Genomic DNA, 26,185 nt, shown 5'->3' with positions numbered 1-26,185 from the left:
GGCTGCTTACCGCCCTCCCCGGCACCTCCCGGATCAGGCTGCCCCCAGCTTCACTGGGCTGCTGCGACAGCCCAGAGGCGAAGGTCTCTCACCTCCACACGATCAACATGCGCTTTCCACGGCGCACTGTCCTGCCTCCCGAGGTCGATCAGCCCCTCCACGGTATCCGCGGCTGTCGAGGAGGAGTGATCGCGGGGAACCGGCAGACCGGCCTCAGCGTGCGTTACGGGCCGCCCCAGACGCCGAGAGAGGGCTTCCAGAACGCACACCCGCACGGCCCCGCGGGGCACGGTGCCGCCCAGCCAGTGGCTCACCGCCGACTCGTCGTATCGCAGGGGCGTGCCCATCTCGGTGCCCACGCGGTTCACCGCCCGCGCGAATTGGCGATAGGTCCAGCGGCTCTCGGTGAGCAGGCGCCCGAGCGCCTCGTTCGGTTCACGCTTGGCCATGCCTTCAACTCCCCGTGCCCTTGCGAACTTTCAAGGCTTTCAAGTCCCGGCGCTGCTGTTCGGCGCACCCACCGTCGTGGCTGACTTTCTGTGGTTGAGGTTGCCAACGGCACGGGGCAGCCGACCAGAGAAGGTGGCGCAGTCCGGAGCTATGAGGACATGGCGTAGGCGAAGCCGAGGGAGGTGAGTCCTTCGGCCTGGCACAGCCGGTCGGAGGGTCCGCCGATCTCGGTCTGAAGGAGTTGGTAGGCGGCGCCGTGGGACTGGCCCCAGCGCATGGCCGCCCGCCACAGGACGCGTCCCAGGCCCTGGCCTCGGGCCTCGGGGAGGACGGCGAAGTACTGGGGCATGAGCTGGCGGCGTCCAATGGCGTCGGGCTGGATCTCCATGGGGCCGATCGCGCCCACGATGCGGTCCTCGACGGCGGCGGCGAGAACCGGGCCGCACCGGCCGGCCTGCATCTGGGCGTGGAGGAAGGCCAGGCCATCGCCCGTCATGGCCTCGGCGAACGGGGCGAAGGTCTCCTGCACGGCGGTCGGCCAGGCAGTGATGGGCCGAACCGGGCCATCCGGGGCGGGGCAGGGGAGGGCGGTGAAGTCCTTCAGCTGGATGCGGGTGCCGCGCGGGTGTGCAGTCTCGGGACCGAGAGGGCGTACCACCCGGGCGCCCGCCACTTCGTGCGTGGAGGCGAGCTTCGCGGCCAGCTCGGCGGCCTCATCCACGACGGTGTCGCAGAGCCCGTAGGCGAAGACCTTCACAGTGCCGCGTCCACGCCGACTCAGGGTGGGGATGAGAGTGTGCTCAGGCTGGTGAACCACGTCCTCGCGGAGGAATTTCTCGTCCTTCTCGCCACCCCAGCGCCGGTCCTTGTCGTAGGTCAGGAAGTCACCCGTGTCGGTCGCTCGCAGGATGTCCTCGAACACGCTGACGGTCAGGGCATCGGGGTGGATGGGACCGAGAGTCGGCACGATCGGCGCGGTCAGTTGGGGCCGGAGCCAGTCCCAGCGGAAGAACATGAGCGGCACCTTAGCGGTGGGACGGGCAGGGCTCAGGCCCCGACGCGAGTACGCCGGGGCCTGAACGGAGTTGACCGGATCAGGTGGGTCAGTGGGGGTTGTCGTCACCGGCGTCGCAGGAGCACTCCGCGCTCTCCACGATCACGTCGAGGTCCTGGACGGCGGTGATCGCCGCGGTCGCGACGGGCGGGGCGGCGCGGCGGGCCGAGGCCGGCGGGCCGGGGAGGATGGTCACCGGTACGGGCGGGGTCATGAGGCGTTCTCCTTGTCTCCGTGCTGGCAGTAGCTGTGCAGCGGCGCCTTGGCCTCCTGGTAGTGCTTGGCCAGGGGGCGGCAGACCCGGCAGGTGCCGGACAGGGCGCAGCCCTCGCACCCTCCGGTGCGAAGCATGAGGCGGTCGGCGATGGAGCCGAGCCGGGTGAGGCCGTCGATGCCTTCGGCCATGAGGTCGATCTGGTCGTCGCGGCCGACCTTGCAGATCGAGACCTTGGCGTGCGGGTCGGCGTGGAAGAACGTGTGTCCTGCGTTGCAGCCGGCGAACGGCTTGCGCTGCCGCAGGTGGGCGGCGGACTGGGCGAGCAGCGGCTCTCCGCCGCCGTAGATCGTGGGCGTCATGTTCGTGTACGCGTGGTTCTCGACGTTCCACTCGTCGGCAAGGGCGGCCATCTCGTCGGCCTCGGAGGCGTTGTCCTCGGTCACCACGACGTTGATGCGCAGTGGCAATCCCGCCTCGCGTGCGGCGTCGATGCCGCGCCGGAACGCCTTCCACGCCCCGCGGTGCTGGGTGAGCGTGTCGAAGGACTCCTCGCTCGCCCCGTACATGCTGACCACCAGGCGGTAGGGCGGGCAGTTCCGGAAGAGCTCGAGGAGGTCAGGTCGCCAGAGCAGCGAGCCGTTGGTGGAGATGGTGAGCATCATCCCGGCCTGCCAGGCGTACCGGTAGGCGCCCTGGAAGTGGGGGTCCATGGTGGGCTCGCCGCCGGTGATCTGGAGCCAGAGGACGCCGGCCTCGCGCATGATGTCGAGCAGCCGCACCTTGTCCTCCCAGCCGAGGCCGGAGAAGGGCCGCTCACCGAGGTAGCAGTGCTTGCAGCCGAAGTTGCAGCCGAGGTTGATCTCCCAGGACGCCCGGCAGTAGCCGTACGGGGACGGCTCACGCACCAGCACCGTGGCCTGTACGGGTCGGCTGCCCAAGTTCAGGTCCCACAGGTCGGCGGCGGTCTGCACTGCCCAGGCGGGAAGCGACTCACCGTCGGTGGCGGCCTGGCGCAGGCCCTCGTAGTGGTCGGCGGAGATTCGGGCGCCGGCCCTTGCTCCCGGCTTGAGGAGAAGGTGCCCGTCGAGGAACGGGGAGGCGATCAGAGCGTGGGCCATCGGTGGCCCTCCTTCCGGATCACGGAGCGGGACAGCACACAGGACTCCTGGCGGCCGGCGCGGCAGTGGATCTCGCCAAGCCCGTTGCAGGTGCCGCAGGTTCTGCCGGACGAATTGGCTCCGCTGCCACCGCAGTCCCCGCACTGTTCGTTGCGAGGCGAGCGAGGGCGCCGTGACTTGTGCGGGCTCGCGATCAGCTGGTGCACGAGACCTCCTCCAGGGCGTCTTCCCAGGTGTGCTGCTTGGCGTGGTCGGCGAACAGACAGCAGCCCTCACCGTCGGGCCCCGGGGCGGCCACCGGGCAGTCCGGCAGCACGACGAGTTCCGCCTTGTCCGTCCCGTGCCAGTGGAGCCACAGCGCGGTCTCGTACGCGCAGGCGTCGGTGAGGAGACCGAAGTGCTCACCCTCGTCGTGCGCGGACAGCTGGCACTGCACCGCCCTGTCGATGTACTTGGCGGCCGACTTCTGCCGTGCTTCCCGTGCCAGGTCGAGGGGCACCCGGCGCCAGTGCGTGCACCGCATCACGACACCATCCGGAAGGACGCAACGGCGTTCCGAGCCTGCTGCCAGCACCGGGGACAGACACAGGGCGGATAGCGGCCCGGGTTCTCCGGGACCATCGGATCCTCGCCCACGCGTACCTCCGTGAGAGGCCCCCACGTCTGGCCGGAGTCGCGGGAGACCCGCAACGTCATCCGTACGTCGTCCTGTCCGTTCGCCATAGTCAGGAGCATCGCGATCCACGGGCCCGGCCAGAAAGGCCAAGCGGATTACCCAACTTGGGTAGCATCACCCTCGGTTGACCAACTGCAGCGATCCGTAGTCCTCATGCCGGAGCGTGCCCGATGCCCGAGCCATCTCGCTCGAAGGAACTCCCGGTCAGCCTGCTCACGGACCCGGTGATGATCGAGGCATGCCAGGCCAGAGACTTCGGCCGCATCTTTCAGCTGGTCAAGGCACGAGCAGGCATCTATCCGTCGATGATCGCGCGCCGCTGCGACCTGACCCCGAGCCGCGTGGGCGAGGTAATCGCCAGACGGCGACAGCTGCTGCACATGGACGTGATCGAACGGATCTCTGACGGGCTGTGCATCCCCGGACACATGCTCGGCCTTGCTCGACGCTCCTGGGAGACGCCGCCCAGCCTGACGGTCGCGCCCCGCCAACCGGCCGGGGTGCCGGCCTCAGCTGTGGAGCCGCTTGTCGCAGGACTACCGGGAGCGGACGTCGACAGCATCCTCGCCCTGGCGACTGAGCGGGACCTCAGCGCCTCGATGCTGGACGCGCTGCACTCGTCGATCGCGGACTACTGGCGCCGGGACGACGAGCACGGTGGCGAGACCTTACGGCCGGCGGTCGTCGGCCAGCTTCGCTACGTTGTCGACCTCCTCAAGGAGCAGCGTCCGGCTCCTTTGCGGGACGGCCTGCACAGCATCGCGGCCGAGCTGGCCAGGCTCACCGGATGGACCTATTTCGACGCCCGCCAGTACAACCAGGCACGTGCCTACTTCACCGAATCCCTCGGCCTGGCCAAGGCCGTCGACGACCGCCAGTTCATGGCCAACGTCCTCGCCTGCATGAGCCTCCAGGCCACCTACCAGGACAAGCCCGGCGACGCCCTCGCACTCGTCACGGCCGCCCAGGACCAGGCCCGAGGGGCCGTGGGGACGACACCGCGCGTGCTGGCCATGCTCGCGATGCGCGAAGCCTTCGCCCATGCCACCCGCGGCAACCACGGCGCGACCCACACCGCGATCTCGGAAGCCCACACCCAGTTCGGCCGGATCAGCACCGGCGATCCGGATCCGGCCTGGATCGCCTACTTCGACGAACCGAAGCTGATCGTGGACACCGGCATCGCACACGGCCGCCTGGGCGAAGCCGCCCTCGCCGAACCCCTCATCGCGGACGCCCTTCGCAGAGAACACCAGACGAACCACCGAGGCCGCGCCTTCCATGCCTTCTGGCTCGCCCGTACGCAGCTCCAGCGCGGCAAACTCGACGAGGCGTGCCACACGGCCATGGACGCTCTGGCCCCAGCGGCGGCCGTCAGCTCTCAACGAGTCGCCGGCCACCTTCGGGAGTTCTACGAGCAGCTGGAGCCCTTCCGTCGGGACTCGGCCGCGGTGGCGTTCGAGTCCCGGCTCCGGGAGGTGCTGCCCCGTCAGATCAGCGGATCGCCTCGTCCATGAGGACGTAGAGCAGGCCGACCAGAGAGCCACTGCTGACGATCTCGCGCCGGTCGATCATGCCTCGTACGTCGGCCAGCGGGATCCACTCGATCCGGTCCGATTCGTTCTCCTCGGTCGGCGGGCCCTCGTACGTCGCTCCGTCGGCCCGGAAGACGTGGTGCTGGGAGTCGGTGATGCCGTTGGCAGGCTCGGCGTAGATGAGGGGTGTGATCGGGCCGGGCCGCCAGCCGGTCTCCTCCAGCACCTCACGGGCCGCCGCATCGGCCGGCGTCTCGCTCTCCTCGACCAGGCCCATGGGCAGCTCCCACGCCCAGGCGTCCGTGATGAAGCGGTGCCGCCACATCATCAGCACCTCGCGTCGCTCGTTGACGACGGCGGCCACGGCCAGGTGCCGGAGCTTGACGACGTGGTGCTCCCAGCGGTTCCCGTCCGGTGTCTCGACGTCGGTGAGCCACAGGTTCACCCAGCTGTTCTCGTAGATCGGACGTTCCCCGTGGATCTTCCACTGCATCGCTGCGGCCCCTCTCGATCGATCTCCAGCATCGCAGAACGAGCCTCGAAGACAGCAGAGTTCGGCGACTTAGTGTCAATCCGACGAATAGGGGAGGTCGTCCCTATTAAAGGAGGGGTGGCAAACCGGTATCCAGCTCGGCCTCGCGCCGCTCTGTGGCCGCAGCTCCCGGGCTTGGAGGGCCGGCCCCGAACGGGGACTGGCCCGCGCTCCGGCAGGCACGCCCTGCCCGCGCCGTCAGTCCGGAACTTGTGGCTCTCTACGACCAGCGGGCGGACATCCCCGTGTCCGCCGTCGTGGACATGCTGGCCCAAGCCCGCGAGCGCATCGACGTGTTGGTGTACGCGGCCGTCTTCCTGCACGAGGCGCACCCGCGGCTCAACGACTTGCTGGAAGAGCGAGGTTCCGACGGGTGTGCGGTCCGTATCGCGATCGGCGACCCGGACAGCATCGATGTTCAACAGCGCGGCAAGGGGGAGAGGTTCGGCCACGGGATCGAGTCCCGTTGCCGACTCGCCCTCATGCACTACCGCCCCCTTGCCGGGGTACCTGGCATCGAGGTACGGGCCCATGCCACCACGCTCTACAGCTCGATCTACCGTGCGGATGACCAGGCGATGGTCAATGCCCATGTCCGGGGCGTGAACGCCTACGGTGCTCCCGTATGGCATCTGCGGCGCAGCGGAGACGGCGGCATGTTCGACACCTACGCCGGGTGCCGGTCGGGGCGCGGACTCGATGCGATGCGGCTCTGGTCCGGTATCGGCGCTGGACCAGAGCAGGACCCGGACCAGAGCAGGACCCGGACCGGACCCGGACCGGACCCGGACCGGACCCGGCCTCGGTCGGGTGCCGGTGCCCTGTCGGCCCTGTCGGCCCGTCCGCGTCCGATCCCGCGTCCGCGGTCGGCCGAGTCACCCGTCGGGGCCTGGACAGCGCATCGGCGGACGCCTGAGGCTGTGGGCATGAGCGCTCACCCCGCGAGGGAACCGAACCGCCCCGCAGCTCCGTGTTGCTCACCGGATGCCGGGCAAGCGGACCGCGACGGCACGGCGGCACCCTCCGGGCCTCCGCCCCGTCCCGGGGCGGAGGCCGAGGCGGTACGCGCGTTCTGGACGCGGCTGGGGCTGCCCGGACTCATCGACGTGCACACCCACTTCATGCCCCAACGGGTCCTGGACAAGGTGTGGGCGTACTTCGACTCCGCCGGGCCGCTGACGGGCCTGGAGTGGCCCATCACCTACCGCGAGGAGGAAGGCCGGCGGGTCGCGCTGCTCCGGGGGTTCGGGGTGAGGAACTTCACGTCCATGCTGTATCCCCACAAGCCCGGCATGGCGGAGTGGCTCAACGGCTGGGCCGCGGACTTCGCGGCCCGGACGCCCGACTGCCTGCGGACGGCGACGCTGTTTCCGGAAGAGGGCGTCGGGCGCTATGTCCGCGCCGCCGTCGAGGGCGGCGCCCGGGTGCTCAAGTCGCATGTCCAGGTCGGTGCGTACGACCCCGGCGATCCCCTCCTCGACCCGGTGTGGGGGCTGCTGGCCGAGGCGCGCGTACCGGTCGTGATGCACTGCGGGTCCGGGCCTGCGCCGGGCAAGCACACGGGGCCGGGACCGGTGGGGCGCATCCTCGCCCGCCATCCCCGGCTGCCGCTGATCGTCGCGCACATGGGGATGCCGGAGTACACGGACTTCCTCGACCTCGCGGAGCGCCACGAGGAGGTCCGCCTGGACACCACGATGGCGTTCACCGACTTCAGCGAGCGCCTCAGCCCGTTCCCGGCGGCCGAGCGGGCACGCCTGGCGGACCTCGGTGACCGCGTGCTGCTCGGGACGGACTTCCCCAACATCCCCTACCCGTATCTCCACCAGCTCCGCGCCCTGGAGCGGCTGGAACTCGGCGACGACTGGCTGCGGGCGGTCTGCCACGGCAACGCGGCCGCGCTGTTCTCCGCCCCATGACGGTTCTCGGGTTCTCCGTCCGGTGGCGGTTCTCAGCGAATTCACAGGGAAGCGAAAGGTCCCTCTTACCGCCGCGGCCCAGAGTGGTCGGCATGACGACGCGTACGTCCCGGGGACGGACCGAACTGCGCAGGACCGACGGCAGCCCCGTACGGGTGCTTGTCGTGGACGACGAGTCCTCCCTCACCGAGCTGCTGTCGATGGCCCTGCGCTACGAGGGCTGGGAGGCGCGCAGCGCCGGTGACGGGGCGGGCGCCGTGCAAGCGGCGCGCGCCTTCCGGCCGGACGCCGTGATCCTCGATGTGATGCTGCCCGACATGGACGGGCTGACGGTCCTCGGCAAACTGCGCCGTGAACTTCCCGACGTGCCGGTGCTGTTCCTGACGGCCAGGGACGCCGTAGAGGACCGGATCGCCGGGCTCACCGCGGGCGGTGACGACTACGTCACCAAGCCGTTCAGCCTGGAGGAGGTCGTGGCCCGGCTGCGCGGGCTGATCCGGCGCTCGGGGCGGGCGGCCGCCGCGCGCGATGAGTCGCTTCTGGTCGTCGGTGACCTGACGCTGGACGAGGACAGCCACGAGGTGACCAGGGGCGGCACGTCGATCCACCTCACGGCGACGGAGTTCGAGCTGCTGCGCTATCTGATGCGCAATCCCCGGCGGGTGCTGAGCAAGGCGCAGATCCTGGACCGGGTGTGGTCGTACGACTTCGGGGGCCAGGCCAACGTGGTCGAGCTCTACATCTCCTATCTGCGGCGCAAGATCGACGCCGGGCGCACTCCGATGATCCACACCCGCCGCGGCGCGGGATATCTGATCAAGCCAGGTGAGTAGGACGCGAGCGGCGGCGTCGGCCCGTCGAGGAGCATCGTCGGGCACACGGGGCGGCACGGCGGCCGCGGCCCCCGGTGATCGGGCGCCCGGGGCCTTCGGCCGGCACTGCGGGGACGGTGGCGCGCGGGGCGACGCTCCGGAGCCTGCCGGGAGGTGTGCCGGGTGAGGGGCGGATGGTCCCTGCGGACCAGGCTGGTGGTGTCCGCGGTGGCGCTTATCGCGGTGGTCGCCGCGGTCATCGGCACCGTGACCACGCTCGCGCTGCGCACGTATCTGTACGGGCAGAAAGACGAGCAGTTGCAGGGCGTCGCGCAGCGCGCGGCGGGACCGCCGCAGGGCGAGCCGGGCGGCGGGCCGCGGTCGCCGGGGTCGCTGCGGTTCGTCACCAGCGGCGGCGCACCGCTCGGGACGGTCGGTGTGCAGATCCTGGTGGACGGTTCCCTCGGCGACGGGGCCGTCTCGGTCCAGCAGGAGTCGGACGCACTGGGCCCCCGGGTCATGGACCGGCCGCTGACCGGGGCGGAGCGGGCCGCGCTCGCGGACGTGCCACGCGACCTGGAGCCGCACACCGTGGCGGTGCCGGGCCTCGGCGACTACCGCGTGGAGTACCGGCCGGGTGCCAACGGCGCGTTCCTGGTCGGGGTCCCCCTCGACGAGGTGCACAGCACTCTGGGCACCCTCGTCGTCGTCGAGGTCTGTGTGACCGCCGCCGGGCTGGCCGCCGCCGGGCTGGCCGGCGGCGTCCTCGTCGGGGTCGCGCTGCGTCCGCTGCGGAGGGTCGCGGCGACGGCCACCCGGGTGTCCGAACTCCCCCTGCACAGCGGTGAGGTGGCGCTGCACGAGCGGGTTCCGGAGGCCGAGGCCGACCCCGGCACCGAGGTCGGCCGGGTGGGCGCCGCGCTCAACCGGATGCTCGACCACGTCCACTCGGCGCTGCACGCGCGGCAGGAGAGCGAGACCAGGGTGCGGCAGTTCGTGGCGGACGCCGGCCATGAGCTGCGGACGCCCCTCGCGTCCATCCGGGGCTACGCCGAGCTGACCCGGCGCGGGCGGGAGCAGCCCGGCCCCGACACCCGGCATGCTCTGGACCGGATCGAGTCGGAGGCCACCCGGATGACCGGGCTGGTGGAGGATCTGCTGCTGCTGGCCCGCCTCGACGCGGGACGGCCGCTGGCCTACCGGAACACCGATCTGTCCCCGCTGGTCGTCGACGCGGTGAGCGACGCCCGGGCCGCGGGCCCGGACCACGTCTGGCGCCTGGACCTGCCGGACGACCCCGCCGTGGTGCGGGCCGATCCGGAGCGCCTGCACCAGGTGCTGGTCAACCTGCTGGCGAACGCCCGCACCCACACTCCGCCGGGCACCACCGTCACCGCGGCCGTACGGGTGTCGCAGTGCCGGAGCGGGGTCGTACTGGAGGTCCGGGACGACGGTCCCGGCATCCCCCCCGGACTGCTGCCGTATGTCTTCGAGCGCTTCGCGCGCGGCGACGCCTCGCGTTCCCGCCACGCCGGAAGCACCGGCCTCGGGCTGGCGATCGTGCACGCCGTGGTCACGGCGCACGGGGGGACGGTGGACGTGACCAGTACGCCGGGGCACACGGTCTTCTCCGTGCGCCTGGCGCTGGTGCGGGGGGAGCCCGGAGACTCACAGACGGCGCACAGCGCCGGCACACGGGTGTGACAGCGGGCCCGTCGAGAGTCGGACCATGCGAACCGACACCCCGGCGGGCACCACCGCCACGGGCACCCTGCCGGCACGGGAGCACCTGCCCGTGGGCGCGGCCGGCCCGCCCGTGCTCGATGTGGTCATCCCCGTCTTCAACGAGGAGAACGACCTGGAGCCGTGCGTACGCCGGCTCCACGACCATCTCGCCCGCACCTTCCCGTACGGCTTCCGGATCACCGTCGCGGACAACGCGAGCACCGACCGCACGCCCCGGGTGGCGGCCGAGCTCGCGACCTCGCTGCCGGGGGTGCGGGTCCGCCGGCTGGAGGAGAAGGGGCGCGGCCGGGCGCTGCGCACCGTGTGGGCGGAGTCCGACGCGCCTGTGCTGGCGTACATGGACGTGGATCTGTCCACCGACCTCAAGGCGCTGCTGCCCCTGGTCGCACCGCTGATCTCGGGGCACTCGGACCTGGCGATCGGCTCGCGGCTCACCCGGTCGTCGCGGGTGGTGCGCGGGGCGAAGCGGGAGTTCGTCTCCCGCACGTACAACCTGATCCTGCGCGGCTCGCTCGCCGCGCGCTTCTCCGACGCGCAGTGCGGGTTCAAGGCGATACGGCGGGAAGTGGCCCAGCGCCTGCTGCCGATGGTCGAGGACACCGGCTGGTTCTTCGACACCGAACTGCTGGTGCTGGCCGAGCGCGCCGGGCTGCGGATCCACGAGGTCCCCGTGGACTGGGTCGACGACCCGGACTCCAGCGTGCACATCGTCCGCACGGCCGTCGACGACCTGAAGGGCGTGCTGCGGGTCGGTCGGGCACTCGCGGTCGGGGCCCTGCCCCTGGACCGGCTGGCGCGGCCGTTCGGCGACGACCCGAGAGACGGCCGGATCATCGGAGTCCCCGGCGGGCTGGCCCGGCAACTGCTCGGCTTCTGCGCGGTCGGCGCGCTGTCGACGCTTCTCTATCTGCTCCTCTACTCGGTGTTCCGTACCGGAGTGGGGCCCCAGGCGGCGAACGCCGGCGCGCTGCTGCTCTCTGCGGTCGCCAACACGGCCGCGAACCGCAGACTGACCTTCGGGGTGCGCGGGCGCGAGCGGGCGGTCCGCCACCAGGCCCAGGGGCTGGTGGTCTTCGGCGTCGGCCTCGTCCTCACCAGCGGTTCCCTCGCCGCGCTGGACGCTGCCGCGGGCAACCCCTCCCGGGGTACCGAGCTGGCCGTCCTGGTCGTGGCCAACCTCGCGGCCACCGTGCTGCGCTTCCTGCTCTACCGCGCCTGGGTCTTTCCCGACCGCCGGGACCAGTCGCGACCCGCTGCCGGGACGGCACCCGACGCCGGTACGAGCGGTGCGGGTCGCGCGCGTGGCGCGGACGGGACGAGGCACACGAGGGGCGCGGGCGGTACGGCGTCCGCGCCCGGTGTGACCGACGTGCCCGGTGCGTACGGTGCGTACGGGCCGACCGGGTCGACCGGGACGCTCACTACGAGCTATCCGAGTTACGCGAGCTATCCGGACGACGAGACCGGTGCGCGCTACGCGCCCGGTGCGACCGGTACGACGTCCGATGACCGTACGAACGGCGCGGATGGTACGGCGTACGTGCCCGGTGCGTACGGGTCGACCGGGTCGACCGGTACGAGCTACACGAGTTATCCGAATGACGAGACCGGTGCGTCCGGCGCGACCGGCACGACCGCGGGGGACCCACGATGACGACCGCACCGCACGACGACCACGCGACCGCCGGCCACGCGACCGCCGGCCACGCGACCGCCGGCCACGCGGAGCCGGGACCGCCGGGAGCGCCCGAGCCGCCCGGACCGCCGGGGACTCCTCCGCGCCGCGGCCGGGCCGCCCGGCCGCGGCGGCCCCGGGGCGCGGACCCGGCGTGGGCGCGGCCCGCCCTGATCGCCTTGCTGGTGCTGACCGGGGCGCTGTACCTGTACAACCTCAGCGCCTCCGGCTACGCCAACTCCTTCTACTCCGCCGCCGTGCAGGCGGGCAGCGAGAGCTGGAAGGCCTTCTTCTTCGGCTCGTCCGACGCCGCGAACTCCATCACCGTCGACAAACCGCCCGCCGCTCTCTGGCCGATGGCGCTGTCGGTCCGGCTGTTCGGGCTGGGGTCCTGGCAGATCCTGGTGCCCGAGGTGCTGATGGGGGTGGCGGCGGTGGCCGTCGTCCACGCGGCAGTGCGCAGGCGCTTCGGCGCTGCGGCGGGGCTGATCGCGGGCGCGGTGCTGGCGCTGACGCCGGTGGCCGCCCTGATGTTCCGCTTCAACAATCCCGACGCACTGCTGGCGCTGCTGACCGTGCTGGCCGTGTACTGCGTGCTGCGCGCGCTGGAGGGGGCCCGCACGGGCTGGCTGGTGGCGGCGGGCGTCGCGATCGGCTTCGCCTTCCTGACCAAGACCCTCCAGGCGTTCCTCGTCCTGCCGCCGCTCGCGCTGGTGTACGCGGTGTGCGCGCCGGCGTCGGTGCGGCGGAGGGTCGGCCAACTCGCCCTGGCCGGAGTGGCGCTGATCGTGTCCGGAGGCTGGTGGGTGGCGATCGTCGAGCTGTGGCCGGCTTCCTCCCGCCCGTACATCGGCGGTTCCCAGACCAACAGCTTCCTCGAACTCACCTTCGGCTACAACGGCCTCGGCCGGATCAACGGCAACGAGACCGGAAGCGTCGGAGGCGGCGGGGCCGGGGGCGGCCGATGGGGTGAGACCGGGATCGGGAGGATGTTCGGCGACAGCGTCGGGGGGCAGATCTCCTGGCTGCTGCCAGCCGCCCTGATCCTGCTCGTGGCCGGCCTCGTGGTGACCCGGCGCGCCGGCAGGACCGACTCCGCCCGGGCGGCGTTCCTCGTCTGGGGCGGGGCCCTGGTCACGACACTGCTGGTCTTCAGCTTCATGGCCGGCATCTTCCACGAGTACTACACGGTGGCGCTCGCCCCGTACATCGCGGCGCTCATCGGCATGGGCACCACCGTGCTGTGGGAGGAGCGTGCGCACCCCGCGGCCCGTGCGGTTCTGGCCGGTGCGGTCGCGGTGACGGCCGGCTGGGCGTGGGTCCTGCTGGGACGCACTCCGGACTTCGTACCGTGGCTGCGCTGGGCGGTGCTGGTCGGGGGGCTCGCGGCCGCGGTGGGGCTGCTGCTCGCCGGGAAACTCGCGCGCCGGCTCGCGCTGGGCGCGGCGGGCCTCGCACTCGCGGCATCACTGGCCGGCCCCGTGGCGTACACCCTCTCCACGCTGAGCACCGGGCACCAGGGCTCGCTGGTGGTCGCCGGACCCGCGTCGACGCGCGGCGGTCCCGGTGGCGGTCCCGGTGGTGGCGCCGGTGGTGGCGCCGGTGCCCGTGGCGGTCTCGCGGCGGGTGGCGGCGCGATGACGCCGCCCGGGGCAGCGGGCGGTCAGGGGCAGGGCCAGGGCCAGGGCCAGGGCATGGGCCAGGGGCAGGGCCAGGGCGGTCAGGGCCAGGGTCAGGGTGGGCAGCCCGGCGACGGCCAGGGTCAGGGTCAGGGCGGTCAGGGTCAGGGCCAGGGCATGGGCCAGGGTGGTCAGGGCCAGGGTGGTCAGGGCCAGGGTCAGGGTGGGCAGCCCGGCGACGGCCAGGGCCGCCGGGCAGGTGGCGAGGGAGCGGCCGGTGCAGGCCAGGCAGGGGGACTGCTCAACGGGCCGGAGGTGGGTTCCGCCGTCGTCTCCAGGCTGTCCGAGGATGCCTCCGCCTACACCTGGGCGGCCGCGGCCGTCGGCTCCCAGAACGCCGCCTCCTACCAGCTCGCCACGGAGCTGCCCGTCATGCCGATCGGCGGATTCAACGGCAGCGACCCGTCTCCGACCCTCGCCGGGTTCCAGCAGTACGTGGCCGACGGGGATATCCACTGGTTCATCGCCGGCAGGGAGGGCGGCGGCGGCGGGGGCCGGGGGCCTGGTGGTGAAAGCTCCGAGGAGATCCAGGAGTGGGTCGCGGCGAACTTCACGGAGGTCACCGTGGACGGCATCACCCTCTACGACCTCACTTCACCGCAGTAGCGCTGACGGTGCACCGCGCCGGCTCCGCCCGGAGGCCTCCCGTGGCCACCGGGCGGAGCCGGCGGCGTGCGGGCGAGGCCCGTGTGAGGAGGCCCCGGCCGATGGTTCGCGACCTCCGGGCCCACCCCCCACCGTGCACGGCGGTCGCGCCGGCCACGGCCCCGTGGCCGGCGGCCTACCGTCCGGCCGTGTCCGTAGCCGTGTCCGATGCCGTGCCCGGGGCGCCGGACGGGGCGCCCTTGAGCGCCACCTCCCTGATGAACAGGGTCACCAGAAACGCCAGCAGCGCGAACGGGGCCGAGTACAGGAACACGTCGGCGACTCCGTGCCCGTATGCGCTCTCCACAACGGTACGGACCGGTCCGGGCAGCGCGTCCAGGTCGGGGATGCCCCCGCCCCCGGTGCCGCCCTGGCCCATCGACGCGCCCCCAGGACCGAGTGCGGCGAGACCGTCCTCGACATAGCGGGTGACGCGGTCGGCGAGCACCGCGCCCAGCACGGAGACACCCACGGCACCGCCCAGCGACCGGAAGAAGGTGACGACCGACGAGGCCGCACCCAGGTCCCGCGGGGCCACCTGGTTCTGGGTGCAGAGGACCAGGTTCTGCATCATCATGCCGAGGCCGAGGCCCATGACGGCCATGAAGACGGCGATGCGCCAGTACTCGGTGTCGTAGCGGATCGTGCCCAGCAGGCCGAGACCGCCGGTGACCAGGAAGCCGCCGCCGACCAGCCATGCCTTCCACTTGCCTGTCCTGGTGATGACCAGGCCGCTGACCGTCGAGGAGACGAACAGGCCCACGATCAGGGGAATGGTCATGACGCCGGACATCGTGGGCGACTCGCCCCGTGCCAGCTGGAAGTACTGGCTGAAGAAGACCGTGCCGGCGAACATCGCGACACCCACGAAGAGCGATGCCAGGGAGGCCAGCGTGATGGTCCGGTTCCGGAACAGCCGCAGGGGGATGATCGGCTCGGCCGCCCGGGTCTCGACGACCAGGAAGAGCAGTCCCAGGGCTATCGCTCCACCGGTCATGGCGTACGTCTGCCAGGACAGCCACGCGTAGGCGTCACCGGCGAAGGTGACCCAGACCAGCAGCAGCGAGACCGCGGCGCTGATGAGGAGGGCGCCCGCCCAGTCGACCTTCACCTGCCGCTTCACCACGGGAAGCTTGAGGGTCTTCTGCAGCACGAGCAGCGCGATGAGCGCGAACGGCACACCGGCGTAGAAGCACCAGCGCCAGCCGAGCCACTCGGTGTCGGTGATGACGCCACCGAGCAGCGGACCGCCGACCGTGGCGACGGCGAACGTCGCGCCGAGGTAGCCGCTGTAGCGGCCGCGCTCCCGCGGGGAGATCATCGCGGCCATGATCACCTGTGCCAGGGCGGTGAGACCGCCCACGCCGATGCCCTGCACCACGCGGCAGGCGATGAGGGTGCCGGTGTTCTGGGCGAACCCCGCTGCCACCGACCCCGCCACATAGATGATCAAAGCCATCTGGACCAGCAGCTTCTTGCTGAGGAGGTCGGAGAGTTTGCCCCAGAGCGGAGTGGTCGCGGTCATCGCGAGCAGGGCCGCCGTGACGACCCATGTGTAGGCGGACTGGCCGCCGCCGAGATCGCTGATGATCTCGGGAAGCGCGTTGGAGACGATCGTCGAGGACAGGATGGCGACGAACATGCCGAGCAGCAGTCCGGACAGAGCCTCCAGGATCTGCCGGTGCGTCATCGGCGAGCCGCCCTCGAAGGCAGGGTGGCCCTTGTCCGCAGCCGGGGACATTGCGGCCTCGGAGGCCTCGCGGTCCGCAGGTGCGGAGGCGCCCTCGGAGGCCGCGGCGCCCTCACTCCCGGCGTGGCCGCCCCGCACACCGGCCGGTGTCGTCGTAGCCATGTACTTCCTTGTCTCCTTGTCTCCCGGACAGGCGCGTCGTCTCCCGGGCGGGTGGGTGGGCGGTCCGGCAGTCCCCGACCGATGCGCGGAGACGGGCCAGCAGCGTGTTCAGCCGTCCTACCTCGTCGTCGGACCAGTCCTCGAGGCAGTCGGCGAACAGGTCGGTGGTGCGCCGGCTGAGATCGTCGAGCCGGGCCACCCCCGAGGGGGTGAGCCGCAGGATGCGCGAGCGTCCGTCGTCCGGGTCCGGTGACCGATCTATCCAGCCGCACCCGGCGACGTGCGCCACATGGCGGCTGGTCACGGACATGTCGACCGCGAGCAGTTCGGCGAGTCGGCTGATCCGCATCTCCCCGTACCGGTCGAGGAGGGCCAGCACGGCGGCGGAGCCGGGCGGGCACTCCGCGGGCAGCGCACGTGCGACCCTCCTCTTCACGGCGCCCATGGCGCTGAGCTGGCGGGCCAGCTCCTCGTAGTGACTCCGCCCGGCCACAGACACTCCCTCTTGTTGTTGCTTGGGGCAACCATAGAAGCAGTTGGTTGCTACAGGCAAATGAAAAGGGGCTCTTCGGGGTGAAGGCCCCCCAGGACCCCGCGGGCGGGTGGTCATGATCAGCCCATGTCTGCGGGGGATGTCTCACGGGGGATGTGCGGGGGTCCTGCGGGCATGCGGCAGGGGCGGCCTGCCGGGACTTGGGCGGCTCCCCCGGGTTCGCTAGGGTCCTGACCCATGGCACACAATCCCCAAGCGTCCCAGGGTCCCGAGGGCCACGACCCGTCGGGCAGCACACAGATGTTCCGCGCCTTCGTCGACGAGGGCGGCCCGCAGCACGCGGGCCGCGCCGCCGCCGCGCCCGCGCCCGCAGGACCCAGGATCGGGCTGATCGTCGGGATCGTGGCCGCCGTTGCCATCCTCGGCACGGTGGTCTGGCTCGCGCTCGGCTGAGCCTCCGCGATCGCCGTCGCTGCGCGGGGCCCCGCCCGGTCGGGACGGACGCTCCGCGCACACGTCCGGTGCCATGGCGTCTCCGGCGCTCCGGCGCTCCGGCGCTCCGGTGCTCCGGCGTGATGTGGTGGCCCGTCCTCGGGGCGTCCCGCACGCACGCCCGGCGGTACCACGTATGCCCCGGCGCCCCCTGCCGGGAGTCCACGGGCACCACGGTACGCACCGTCCGTCACCGCACCCGCGGTGACGGACGCCGGGAGCCCCCGGCGGAACGGATCGCCGCCCCGTCGGCGCCGGACGCGCCGACGGGGTGCCTGCCGAACACCGGGGCGCCCGAACGCACCACCGTCGCACCGTCGTTGCGGAAGTCGCACGGTGACGTTCTCGCCGCCACCGCTCGTCCGCGGGTGCCCTCCGCGATCTCCGCGATCTCCGCGACCACGGACGAGGGCGACCACCGACGAGGGCGGGACAAGGCGGCGCTTGCGGCGTTCCGTCCGGCGGCTGCTCCGGGGCCGGGCGGGACGGGCGGGTCGGCCGGAGCGGAACCTCGCGGCGGGGAGCGTGGCCGGCCGTGTGGCAGACGGCACGGTCAGAGGGTCGGCGGCCCCAGGGGCGGCGCGTCAGTCGGCGATCAGGCCCTCCCGCAGCTGCGCCAACGTCCGTGTGAGCAGGCGGGAGACATGCATCTGGGAGATGCCGACCTCCTCGCCGATCTGAGACTGCGTCATATTCGCGAAGAAGCGCAGCATGATGATCTGGCGTTCACGCGGGGGGAGTTTGGCCAGCAGCGGCTTCAGGGACTCCCGGTACTCGACACCCTCCAGGGCGCCGTCCTCGTAGCCCAGGCGGTCTGCGAGGGAGCCCTCGCCCCCGTCGTCCTCGGGTGACGGGGAGTCCAGCGAGGACGCCGTGTAGGCGTTGCCCACGGCGAGGCCGTCGACCACGTCCTCCTCCGACACGCCCAGTACCGCGGCGAGTTCGGGCACCGTCGGGGAGCGGTCGAGCTTCTGGGCCAGGTCGTCGCTGGCCTTCGTCAGGGCGAGCCGCAGCTCCTGGAGCCGGCGCGGAACGCGCACCGACCAACTGGTGTCCCGGAAGAAGCGCTTGATCTCGCCGACCACGGTCGGCATCGCGAACGTCGGAAACTCCACGCCGCGTTCGCAGTCGAAGCGGTCGATCGCCTTGATGAGGCCGATCGTGCCGACCTGGACGATGTCTTCCATGGGCTCGTTGCGGCTGCGGAACCGTGCTGCCGCATAGCGCACCAGCGGCAGATTGAGCTCGATCAGGGTGTCGCGTACATACGTACGCTCGGGGCTGTCCGCGTCGAGGGCGGCCAGCCGCAGAAAGAGCGAGCGCGAGAGCGTGCGGGTGTCGAGGGCAGCGGTGGCCGCGGCGGCGCCGGCCGGCAGATCCATGGGCACGTCCACGGAGACCGGCGCGGACATGTCCACGGACCCATCCACGGGCATGGTCGCGGACATCGGATCGGGTACCGGGAGCGCGTCGGTCGAGGGAGCGCTCTGCGTGAGCGTGAGCACCTTCGAGCTGCCCTGTTCTGCGGACATGCCACCCCCTGGAGGTCGCGGACGGTCGCGTCGGCCGCGACCGTCGGAGGAACGCAGCCTCCACCTGAATACCGGAGGCGGGGCGGCTGCAAACGCGGTTCCCGCAGAATGACACATGTCGGCAACGCGCTGTAGTGACATGTCGACAACAGGGCGTCAGATCGGCGCAGGAAAAAGGGGGTATGCGGCATTCGCACCCCCCGAAATGGGCTGAAAGGGGTCTACCCGATTCGGTTATGCCTCGATCCTGTTTGCGGATCTGAGGCGCGCGAAGCTGCGGGCGAGGAGCCTTGACACATGCATCTGCGACACTCCCAGCTCGGCGCTGATCTGGGACTGCGTCAGATTGCTGTAGTAGCGCAGAAGCAGGATCCGCTGTTCGCGCTCGGGCAGCTGGACGAGGAGATGACGCACCAGATCGCGGTGCTCGACCCCGGCGAGCGCGGGGTCCTCGTAGCCCAGCCGGTCCAGCAGGCCCGGCAGGCCGTCCCCCTCCTGCGCTGCCTCAAGCGATGTCGCGTGGTACGACCGGCCCGCCTCGATGCAGGCGAGCACCTCGTCCTCGGAGATCTTCAGGCGCTCGGCGATCTCGGCCGTGGTGGGCGACCGCCCGTGCGCCGTGGTCAGGTCCTCCGTGGCACCGTTGACCTGCACCCACAGCTCGTGCAGCCGGCGCGGTACGTGTACGGTCCGGACGTTGTCACGGAAGTACCGTTTGATCTCGCCGACCACGGTCGGCATCGCGAACGTCGGAAACTGCACGCCCCGCTCCGGGTCGAAGCGGTCGATCGCGTTGATGAGGCCGATCGTGCCGACCTGGACCACGTCCTCCATCGGCTCGTTGCGGCTGCGGAACCGTGCCGCCGCGTACCGGACCAGCGGCAGATTGGCCTCGATCAGCGCGGCCCGTACGCGGGTGTGTTCTGCCGTGCCCGGCTCCAGGTCCTTCATCTGGGCGAAGAGCACCTGGGTCAGCGCCCTGGTGTCCGCGCCCCGGCTCTGCTTGGCCCGGCCCTCGCTCTCGTTCTGGGGTGGCACTTGAGGCGCAGTACTGGCCGGCACGGTCACGCCACCCCTTCACGGGTCGAACGGCGTCAACCTCAAAGGTCAATGCCGGGTCAACTCATCCATCAAAAGCGGTCATAGCATCACAACACAGGTCCACTGTGATCAAGCACCCCATGGCGTCGTGTTGAGAGCAAGTTGGTGCATCAGTGAAAAGCCCCTCGCCTCCGCGGCGGGCGCTGAGCGCCGGATGGCGGGGACGGCTCGGCGGCCGCCCGCGGTCGTCGCACCCGCCTGATGGCACCGCGCACCGCCGGTCGGCGGCGTCCGAGCGCGGGGGCGGGGCGGGGGCGGGGCCGGTGACGACGGTTCCGTCGCCGGGCCCGCCGGGGAACCCGGCGTCGCGGGGGAACCCCGGGCCCGCGGGGAACCCCGGAACTAGTTGACGAGTTCCGTCATGAACTCGCCCACACCGTGCGCGGCGCTCGAAATGCCCTCGAAGCCCACCCCGACGAGGTCGGCTGCCCGGGACGGGGAGTTGATGATCGTGTACAGCACGAAGACGACGACCGCATAGAGAGCGACCTTCTTCGCTTGCACCACTGGTCTCTGCCTCCCCTGCGGCCCCTCCGCGGACGCGTGAGTCTAACCGAGTGGTCAGGAGCGGAGGACCCCGTTGCAGGGTTCGTCCGTCCGGCTGTGCGAGGCGCCCTCACCAGGTGCCGGAGGCGGCGGAGAACGAGACGAGAGAACACGAAAGGGCGGCCCGACGGGCCGCCCTTTCGTCTGTCAGCGGTAGCGGAGGGATTTGAACCCTCGGTGACTTGCGCCACACTCGCTTTCGAGGCGAGCTCCTTCGGCCGCTCGGACACGCTACCGGGAGAGAGCTTAGCCCAAGGGGTGCCGTGCTCTGAAATCGGTATCGGTCAGCGCACCGGAAGGCCGCCGCTGCCCGGCCCCTCACCGGCGGTCCCCGAGCCGGGGGCCGGGGAGCCCGGCGTCTGCGGGACGGAGGACTCCCGGCCGAGTGTCTGCGGTCCTGGCGGCTCCGTCGCGGACGCCGCCCCGCCACCCCCGCGAGTGTCCCGGAAGAACTCCGTGAGCTGCCGTGCGCACTCGGCTTCCAGCACCCCGTGGATCACCTCCGGCCGGTGGTTGAGACGCCGGTCCCGTACGACGTCCCAGAGCGAGCCGGCTGCGCCCGCCTTCTCGTCGCGCGCGCCGTAGACCACCCGGTCCACCCGGGACAGCACCAGCGCACCGGCGCACATCGTGCACGGCTCCAGCGTGACCACGAGCGTGCAGCCGGTCAGCCGCCAGCTTCCGCGCGCCGCGGCCGCGCGCCGGAGCGCGAGCACCTCCGCGTGGCCGGTGGGGTCTCCCGTCAGTTCGCGTTCGTTGCGGCCGGTGGCCAGGACCGTGCCGTCCTCGGCCAGCACGACGGCGCCGACCGGGACGTCCCCGGTCAGCGGCGCATGTGCGGCCTCCTCCAGCGCGAGCCGCATCGGCGCCTCCCACGGCGCCCGCACGGGGTCCGCCACTAGCGGACGGCCTCAAGGAGTTCGGAGGCGCCGAGCGTGTCGGCGATCTCGGTCAGTGCCTCGGAGCTGAGCGCGCAGAGCTCCTTCGCGGACATCCCGAGGTCGGCGAGCAGATCCGAGTCGCCGAGCGGCCCGGCCGGGACCGCCTCGGAGTCCTCGGAGTCCTCGGAGGGCTCCTCCTCGCTCTCCGGCTCGCCGTCCTCCGTGCCGTCGAGGTCGAGCGCGTCCAGCTCGTCATCCTCCTCGTCCTTGCCGAGCAGCTCGTCCGTGAGCATCGCCCCGTAGGAGGAGCGCGCTGCCGAGGCGGCATCCGAGACGAAGACGCGAGGATCCTCCTCGCCGTCCACCCGGACGATGCCGAACCATGTGTCTTCCTGCTCGATGAAGGCGAGCACCGTGTCCTCGTTCACCGAGGCGTCGCGGGCCAGGTCGGCCAGATCCGACAGGGACTCCACATCGTCGAGCTCTGTGTCGCTCGCTACCCACCCGTCTTCGGTGCGCGCGAGCAGTGCGGCGAAGTACACCGTGACTCTCCCACTGATCAGAGTTGTGACGACCGACGGAGCGCTGCTCGTGCCCCGCCCACTCGGAATCGTGGCAGAAACAGCGGCTCAGCGAGAGGTCTTCCGGCCTTGCGTCGTGCACGCGTTCAGTGAGAGGGCCCACCGAGAGGAGCCGTACAGGGCCGTCCAGGGGACACCGGGGCTCACCAGCGGAAGGAGCGCATGCGCATCGCCTGGCGCATCCGTGCCGCGCGGGCGCGCCTGGGCTGGACGCGGTCACGCAGGGCTTTCGCCTCGTGCAGATCGCGGAGGAACTGGGCGCGCCGCAGCCTTCGCCCGGTGTCGGTCTCCTCCTGTTCCTGCCACTGTTCCTGCCACTGCTCCTGCGACTGTTCCCGGCCCCGCTCCCGGCCCCGCTGCTCCCGGTCCTGCTGATCCCGCTCCTGCATCGGCCACCACCTCGGCGCTGGAAGGCTATGTCCCACCTTCCCTCCGGAGGAGGCGCCCACGCCAGCCCCGGATACTGTTGGGCCCATGCGGATCCACGTCGTCGACCACCCCCTGGTGGCGCACAAGCTCACCACCCTGCGCGACCGGCGCACCGACTCCCCGACCTTCCGGCGCCTCGCCGACGAGCTGGTGACCCTGCTCGCCTACGAGGCCACGCGTGATGTGCGCACCGAGCGGATCGACATTCAGACGCCGGTGGCCGCGACCACGGGCGTGAAGCTCTCCCGCCCCCGGCCGCTGGTGGTGCCGATCCTGCGGGCCGGCCTCGGCATGCTCGACGGTATGGTCCGGCTGCTGCCGACCGCCGAGGTGGGCTTCCTCGGCATGATCCGCAACGAGGAGACCCTGGAGGCTTCGACGTACGCGACGCGCATGCCGGAGGACCTCTCGGGCCGCCAGGTGTACGTCCTCGACCCGATGCTCGCCACCGGCGGCACGCTGGTCGCCGCGATCCGGGAGCTGATCAGACGCGGCGCCGACGATGTGACGGCGGTGGTGCTCCTGGCGGCGCCGGAGGGCGTCGAGGTGATGGAGCGCGATCTCGCGGGCACCCCGGTGACCGTGGTGACGGCCTCCGTCGACGAGCGGCTCAACGAGCACGGCTACATCGTTCCCGGTCTGGGTGACGCGGGTGACCGGATGTACGGCGCCGCGGAGTAGCACCCGGCACGAGGGGTGGGCCCCGCGGAGCAGCGTCCGCCCGGGGCAGCCGGCAGACGCGCGGCTGCACACCGGCCCCGCGGCCGGACCGGCCTGGCCACCGGCCGTGGCTCGGACCCGGGCCGGTGCGCGGACCCCGGCCGTGGTTCGGATCCGGACCGGCCGGGTGTCCCGGCCGGCTTCTGCCGCCGGGCGCGGTAGCCCTCACCCGTCCCCGGCGCGGTTTGCGCGAGGTGAGCGGAGGGCCCTGCTGCGGCCGCGAAAAACCTGCCCGTAGCCGGGAGGAGGGACCAGCCGCACTCGTCCGGGGTGTTCGCCCTACCGCGTTCGCCGGCCGTATCCCGAGGTCAGCCGCACTCGTCCGGCGTCGGCGAGGGCTGCGCAAGCGCGGCCAGCGCCTTGTCCGCGACCGGCTTGCTGGTCAGCGTCGTGAATGCCGTTCCGATGATCAGATCGACGTCGGCGGAGGTGCGGGCGTCGGCCTTGAGCTGGGCGCCGGCGAGCTGGGTGCCCAGTACGCCGAACGGCCCCTCGTGGGCGTCCGGCGAGCCCAGCAGCAGCCCGGGTCCGGGCACCTTCTTGTCGTACTGCGGGGAGGCGTTGCCCACCTTGCCGATATTGAAGCCGCGCTTCTGCAGTTCGTCGGCGGTGGCCTTGGCCAGTCCGCTGCGGGGGGTGGCGTTGTAGACGTTGACGGTGATCTGGGCGGGGCGGGGCGGCGTGGGCGCGGCGGACGGTGTGGGCCCGGGCTTGCACGCAGCGGCCTTGCTCTTGGCGGCGGCCTTGTCGGTATCGCCCGAGAAGGCGCTGATGAGCTGCAGCGTCCCCCACCCGCCGAGACCGAGGACGGCCACGGCTGCGACGGCTGCGAGCACGACCTTGCGGCGGCGACGAGGGCGGCGCATACGCGGATATGCATTGCCCGTGATGCGGTACTTTCCGCCCATGCCTGGGGGAGTGAGCATGCTCATGGGCGCAGCGTAGTGCTGTCCGCAGGCTATGCCTACTTAACGATCATCTACTTGCGCCCGTATGGGCGCGAAGCTGCGCCCGCGGGGGTGCGGGGTTGCGCCTTACGGGGGCGCAGAGGGGCCCGAACGGGTCGCTCGCGGCGGTCAGCCCGGTCAGCCCGGACGGTCCGGCTCGAGTACGCGGGCTGTCCGGACAGCCCGGTCGGTCCTGTCGGTCCGGCTCTGGTACGCGGTCGGTCCTGTCAGTCCAGCTCCAGTACGCGGGCGTGCAGCACCTGCCGTTGCTGAAGTGCTGCGCGCACGGCGCGGTGCAGCCCGTCCTCGAGGTAGAGGTCGCCCTGCCACTTCACGACATGGGCGAAGAGATCGCCGTAGAAGGTCGAGTCCTCGGCGAGGAGGGTCTCGAGGTCCAATTGCCCCTTGGTGGTCACGAGCTGATCGAGGCGGACCGGGCGCGGCGCGACATCCGCCCACTGCCGGGTGCTTTCCCGGCCGTGGTCGGGATACGGCCGCCCGTTGCCGATGCGCTTGAAGATCACACGGAAAGCCTACCGGGCGAGCGGCGTTCGGCGCAGCCAGGCAGTGCCGATGGGATCCTGGCCGGAACCCTGCAAAAGCCTCGCAAACCCGCAAGATTGGGGCCGTGCCATGACTGAGCCCGAGCAGCCGACGCCTTCTCCGGGCCCGTCCGGGTCCGCGGATCTCTCCGGCGAGATCCGGCAGATCGCTTCTGGCTATGCCTTCCCCGGGCCCGCCCTCGAGTTGGGCGCGCTGCTCGACGGCGGCCGGTGCCTTCCCGGAGTTCCCGTCAGGATCCCGCTCGGCATGCTCAACCGCCACGGTCTGGTAGCCGGCGCGACCGGCACCGGCAAGACCAAGACGCTCCAGCTCCTCGCGGAGCAGCTGTCGTCGAACGGTGTCCCCGTCTTCCTCGCCGACATGAAGGGCGACCTCTCCGGGATCGCCGCACCCGGCCGGGGCGGGGAGAAGGTGGAGGAACGGGCCGCGCAGGTGGGCCAGGACTGGCATGCCGGGGGATTCCCCGCGGAGTTCTACGCGCTGGGCGGCATCGGCCGCGGTATCCCCGTCCGCGCCACCGTCACGGACTTCGGGCCGGTGCTGCTGTCCAAGGTGCTCCAGCTCAACCGGACGCAGGAGCAGTCCCTCGCCCTGATCTTCCACTACGCCGACGCCAAGGGCCTGGAACTGGTGGACCTCAAGGATCTGAGGGCCGTGGTCGCGTTCCTGGTGTCGGCCCCCGGGAAGCCGGAGCTGAAGGGCATCGGCGGGCTGTCCACCGCCACGGCCGGGGTGATCCTGCGGGCCATCACGCTGTTCGAGCAGCAGGGTGCGAGCGACTTCTTCGGCGAGCCGGAGTTCGACACGGGCGAGCTGCTGCGGACGGCGCCCGACGGACGCGGGGTCGTGTCCGTGCTGGAGCTCCCCGGGGTGCAGGACCGGCCGCAGCTCTTCTCCACGTTCCTGATGTGGCTGCTCGCGGACCTGTACGCGGATCTGCCGGAGGTCGGCGACCTCGGGAGGCCGAAGCTGGTGTTCTTCTTCGACGAGGCGCACCTGCTGTTCAGCGGAGCCTCCAGGGCGTTCCTGGAGGCGGTCACCCGGACGGTGCGCCTGATCCGCTCGAAGGGCGTGGGGGTCTTCTTTGTGACGCAGACCCCCAGCGACGTGCCCGGTGACGTGCTCGGGCAGCTGGGCAACCGGGTGCAGCACGCGCTGAGGGCGTTCACCCCGGACGACGCCAAGGCGCTGAAGGCGACGGTGCGGACCTTTCCGGACTCCGCCTACGACCTGGAGGAGGTGCTCACCTCGCTGGGCACGGGAGAGGCGGTCGTCACGGTACTGAACGAGTCGGGCGCGCCGACCCCCGTCGCGGTGACACGCCTGCGGGCGCCGCAGTCGCTGATGGGCCCGCTCGGCGACACCGGGCTGGACGCCGCGACGAGGTCCTCCGTGCTGTACCCGCGCTACGCGCAGGCCGTGGACCGGGAGTCGGCGTACGAGAAGCTGACGGCGGAGCAGCAGGCGGCCGAGGAGTCGGCGTTGCGTGCCGCGCGGGAGGCGGATGCCGCACGGGAAGCCGAGGCCGCCCGGGAGGGGGAAGAGGCCGCCCGCCGTGCGGAACCCGCGCCCCGCAGGGCACGGCGGACCGGGTCCCCGGCCGGACAGGGGATGGGCAGCGGTCTGTTCACGTCCCTGGCCCGCTCGGTCGGCACCCAGCTGGGGCGGGAGATCTCCCGTTCCCTCTTCGGCACGGCCCGCAGGCGCCGCCGGTAGTGAGGGGCGCGGGGCCGGAGGCCCGGGTAGCGGCTGTCACGCGGCGGGGACGGGATGGCCCGGGCCGACACGGGCCGACGCGGCCCCGGAGACGTGATGCGCGGGCGGGGACGGGGCGCCGACGCGGCCCGGTGGGCGTGATGCGCGGGCGGGGACGGGACCGCACGGGCGGGCCCTGCTCCCGGCGCCGGCCCGGCTCCGGTCAGGCCCGTCGGCGCCGGGAGCAGGGCCCGCCCCGCAGGTGGTGCGGAGCGGGCCCGGGGGACGGAGTCC

At 71.7% G+C, this 26,185-nt stretch carries 23 protein-coding genes, 1 tRNA gene and 2 pseudogenes; 9 read left to right on the top strand and 17 right to left on the bottom strand.

Features of this window, described 5'->3' with window-relative positions:
* Positions 1-50: 50 nt before the first annotated feature.
* The 5 genes from SCWH03_RS24470 to SCWH03_RS24450 form a co-directional block, all read right to left on the bottom strand.
* Complete coding sequence (locus tag SCWH03_RS24470) at positions 51-449, bottom strand: NsdA family TPR-like regulatory protein (RefSeq protein ID WP_254076988.1); 399 nt, start codon at positions 447-449, stop codon at positions 51-53.
* A gap of 149 nt (positions 450-598) precedes the next feature.
* Positions 599-1,465, bottom strand: a complete 867-nt coding sequence (locus SCWH03_RS24465) for a GNAT family N-acetyltransferase (RefSeq protein WP_173266467.1) — start codon at positions 1,463-1,465, stop codon at positions 599-601.
* Between the two features lie 88 nt (positions 1,466-1,553).
* On the bottom strand, positions 1,554-1,718 hold the full coding sequence (locus tag SCWH03_RS24460; protein ID WP_173266466.1) for a hypothetical protein: 165 nt from the start codon (positions 1,716-1,718) through the stop codon (positions 1,554-1,556).
* Positions 1,715-2,839 carry a radical SAM protein gene (locus tag SCWH03_RS24455; RefSeq protein ID WP_173266464.1) on the bottom strand — a complete coding sequence of 375 codons (1,125 nt, stop codon included), beginning with the start codon at positions 2,837-2,839 and terminating at the stop codon, positions 1,715-1,717. The genes SCWH03_RS24460 and SCWH03_RS24455 overlap by 4 nt, the downstream gene beginning before the upstream one ends.
* A 193-nt stretch (positions 2,840-3,032) precedes the next feature.
* On the bottom strand, positions 3,033-3,362 hold the full coding sequence (locus SCWH03_RS24450) for a hypothetical protein (protein WP_173266462.1): 330 nt from the start codon (positions 3,360-3,362) through the stop codon (positions 3,033-3,035).
* Between the two features lie 323 nt (positions 3,363-3,685).
* Here SCWH03_RS24450 and SCWH03_RS24445 point away from each other — a divergent pair, with 323 nt between their 5' ends.
* Positions 3,686-5,032, top strand: a complete 1,347-nt coding sequence (locus tag SCWH03_RS24445; RefSeq protein ID WP_173266461.1) for an NsdA family TPR-like regulatory protein — start codon at positions 3,686-3,688, stop codon at positions 5,030-5,032.
* Here SCWH03_RS24445 and SCWH03_RS24440 read toward each other — a convergent pair.
* Positions 5,010-5,543 carry an NUDIX hydrolase gene (locus tag SCWH03_RS24440; RefSeq protein WP_173266459.1) on the bottom strand — a complete coding sequence of 178 codons (534 nt, stop codon included), beginning with the start codon at positions 5,541-5,543 and terminating at the stop codon, positions 5,010-5,012. The genes SCWH03_RS24445 and SCWH03_RS24440 overlap by 23 nt on opposite strands.
* A 965-nt stretch (positions 5,544-6,508) precedes the next feature.
* On the opposite strand from SCWH03_RS24440, the gene SCWH03_RS24430 reads away from it, so the two are divergent.
* The 5 genes from SCWH03_RS24430 (at position 6,509) to SCWH03_RS24410 (ending at position 14,019) form a co-directional block, all read left to right on the top strand.
* Complete coding sequence (locus SCWH03_RS24430; RefSeq protein ID WP_173266484.1) at positions 6,509-7,501, top strand: amidohydrolase family protein; 993 nt, start codon at positions 6,509-6,511, stop codon at positions 7,499-7,501.
* A gap of 92 nt (positions 7,502-7,593) precedes the next feature.
* Positions 7,594-8,334, top strand: a complete 741-nt coding sequence (locus SCWH03_RS24425) for a response regulator transcription factor (RefSeq protein ID WP_254076987.1) — start codon at positions 7,594-7,596, stop codon at positions 8,332-8,334.
* A 162-nt stretch (positions 8,335-8,496) separates the two neighbouring features.
* A complete protein-coding gene (locus tag SCWH03_RS24420; RefSeq protein ID WP_216854793.1) occupies positions 8,497-10,017 on the top strand; it encodes a sensor histidine kinase in 1,521 nt (506 codons plus the stop codon).
* A gap of 25 nt (positions 10,018-10,042) precedes the next feature.
* Positions 10,043-11,713, top strand: coding sequence for a bifunctional glycosyltransferase family 2/GtrA family protein (locus SCWH03_RS24415; RefSeq protein ID WP_254076986.1), 1,671 nt, complete (start codon positions 10,043-10,045; stop codon positions 11,711-11,713).
* Positions 11,710-14,019 carry an ArnT family glycosyltransferase gene (locus SCWH03_RS24410; RefSeq protein WP_173266457.1) on the top strand — a complete coding sequence of 770 codons (2,310 nt, stop codon included), beginning with the start codon at positions 11,710-11,712 and terminating at the stop codon, positions 14,017-14,019. Before SCWH03_RS24415 ends, SCWH03_RS24410 begins: the two co-directional genes overlap by 4 nt.
* A gap of 196 nt (positions 14,020-14,215) precedes the next feature.
* Here SCWH03_RS24410 and SCWH03_RS24405 read toward each other — a convergent pair.
* A pseudogene (locus SCWH03_RS24405) lies at positions 14,216-15,748 on the bottom strand (MFS transporter); the annotation flags it as partial.
* A 112-nt stretch (positions 15,749-15,860) separates the two neighbouring features.
* Positions 15,861-16,403 (bottom strand): MarR family winged helix-turn-helix transcriptional regulator, encoded by a 543-nt coding sequence (locus tag SCWH03_RS24400; RefSeq protein ID WP_173266453.1) that lies wholly within the window; start codon positions 16,401-16,403, stop codon positions 15,861-15,863.
* A gap of 237 nt (positions 16,404-16,640) precedes the next feature.
* Here SCWH03_RS24400 and SCWH03_RS24395 point away from each other — a divergent pair, with 237 nt between their 5' ends.
* Positions 16,641-16,856: a hypothetical protein gene (locus tag SCWH03_RS24395; RefSeq protein ID WP_173266451.1), complete on the top strand. Its 216-nt coding sequence runs from the start codon at positions 16,641-16,643 to the stop codon at positions 16,854-16,856.
* A 623-nt stretch (positions 16,857-17,479) separates the two neighbouring features.
* Here the strand turns inward: SCWH03_RS24395 and SCWH03_RS24390 are convergent.
* From SCWH03_RS24390 to SCWH03_RS24360, 7 genes and pseudogenes are all read right to left on the bottom strand, one after another.
* Complete coding sequence (locus SCWH03_RS24390) at positions 17,480-18,427, bottom strand: RNA polymerase sigma factor SigF (protein ID WP_173266449.1); 948 nt, start codon at positions 18,425-18,427, stop codon at positions 17,480-17,482.
* Positions 18,428-18,661: 234 nt separating this feature from the next.
* Entirely contained in the window at positions 18,662-19,489 is an 828-nt protein-coding gene (locus SCWH03_RS24385) for an RNA polymerase sigma factor SigF (RefSeq protein ID WP_371872764.1), read from the bottom strand.
* A gap of 381 nt (positions 19,490-19,870) precedes the next feature.
* Complete coding sequence (locus SCWH03_RS24380) at positions 19,871-20,035, bottom strand: hypothetical protein (RefSeq protein WP_173266445.1); 165 nt, start codon at positions 20,033-20,035, stop codon at positions 19,871-19,873.
* Between the two features lie 190 nt (positions 20,036-20,225).
* Positions 20,226-20,310 (bottom strand) — tRNA-Ser (locus SCWH03_RS24375).
* A 204-nt stretch (positions 20,311-20,514) separates the two neighbouring features.
* Positions 20,515-20,937: pseudogene (gene tadA, locus SCWH03_RS24370) on the bottom strand (tRNA adenosine(34) deaminase TadA); the annotation flags it as partial.
* Between the two features lie 35 nt (positions 20,938-20,972).
* Positions 20,973-21,497, bottom strand: a complete 525-nt coding sequence (locus tag SCWH03_RS24365) for a tRNA adenosine deaminase-associated protein (protein WP_173266442.1) — start codon at positions 21,495-21,497, stop codon at positions 20,973-20,975.
* Positions 21,498-21,679: 182 nt separating this feature from the next.
* Positions 21,680-21,925 carry a hypothetical protein gene (locus SCWH03_RS24360; protein ID WP_173266441.1) on the bottom strand — a complete coding sequence of 82 codons (246 nt, stop codon included), beginning with the start codon at positions 21,923-21,925 and terminating at the stop codon, positions 21,680-21,682.
* An 85-nt stretch (positions 21,926-22,010) separates the two neighbouring features.
* Between SCWH03_RS24360 and upp the strand changes: the two genes are divergently transcribed.
* On the top strand, positions 22,011-22,646 hold the full coding sequence (upp, locus tag SCWH03_RS24355) for a uracil phosphoribosyltransferase (RefSeq protein ID WP_173266440.1): 636 nt from the start codon (positions 22,011-22,013) through the stop codon (positions 22,644-22,646).
* A 347-nt stretch (positions 22,647-22,993) separates the two neighbouring features.
* Here the strand turns inward: upp and SCWH03_RS24350 are convergent, their stop codons facing one another.
* Both SCWH03_RS24350 and SCWH03_RS24345 read right to left on the bottom strand, forming a co-directional pair.
* On the bottom strand, positions 22,994-23,617 hold the full coding sequence (locus SCWH03_RS24350) for a LytR C-terminal domain-containing protein (protein WP_254076984.1): 624 nt from the start codon (positions 23,615-23,617) through the stop codon (positions 22,994-22,996).
* Positions 23,618-23,859: 242 nt separating this feature from the next.
* Positions 23,860-24,156, bottom strand: coding sequence for a type II toxin-antitoxin system VapB family antitoxin (locus SCWH03_RS24345; protein ID WP_003999914.1), 297 nt, complete (start codon positions 24,154-24,156; stop codon positions 23,860-23,862).
* A 109-nt stretch (positions 24,157-24,265) separates the two neighbouring features.
* Between SCWH03_RS24345 and SCWH03_RS24340 the strand changes: the two genes are divergently transcribed.
* Positions 24,266-25,912 (top strand): helicase HerA-like domain-containing protein, encoded by a 1,647-nt coding sequence (locus tag SCWH03_RS24340; RefSeq protein WP_173266439.1) that lies wholly within the window; start codon positions 24,266-24,268, stop codon positions 25,910-25,912.
* The last annotated feature ends 273 nt before the right edge of the window (positions 25,913-26,185 follow it).

This window comes from Streptomyces pacificus (assembly GCF_011766325.1).
GTDB lineage: Bacteria > Actinomycetota > Actinomycetes > Streptomycetales > Streptomycetaceae > Streptomyces > Streptomyces pacificus.
The sequence above is the reverse complement of the archived record's forward strand: the minus strand, read 5'-3'. Positions and strand labels throughout refer to the sequence as shown.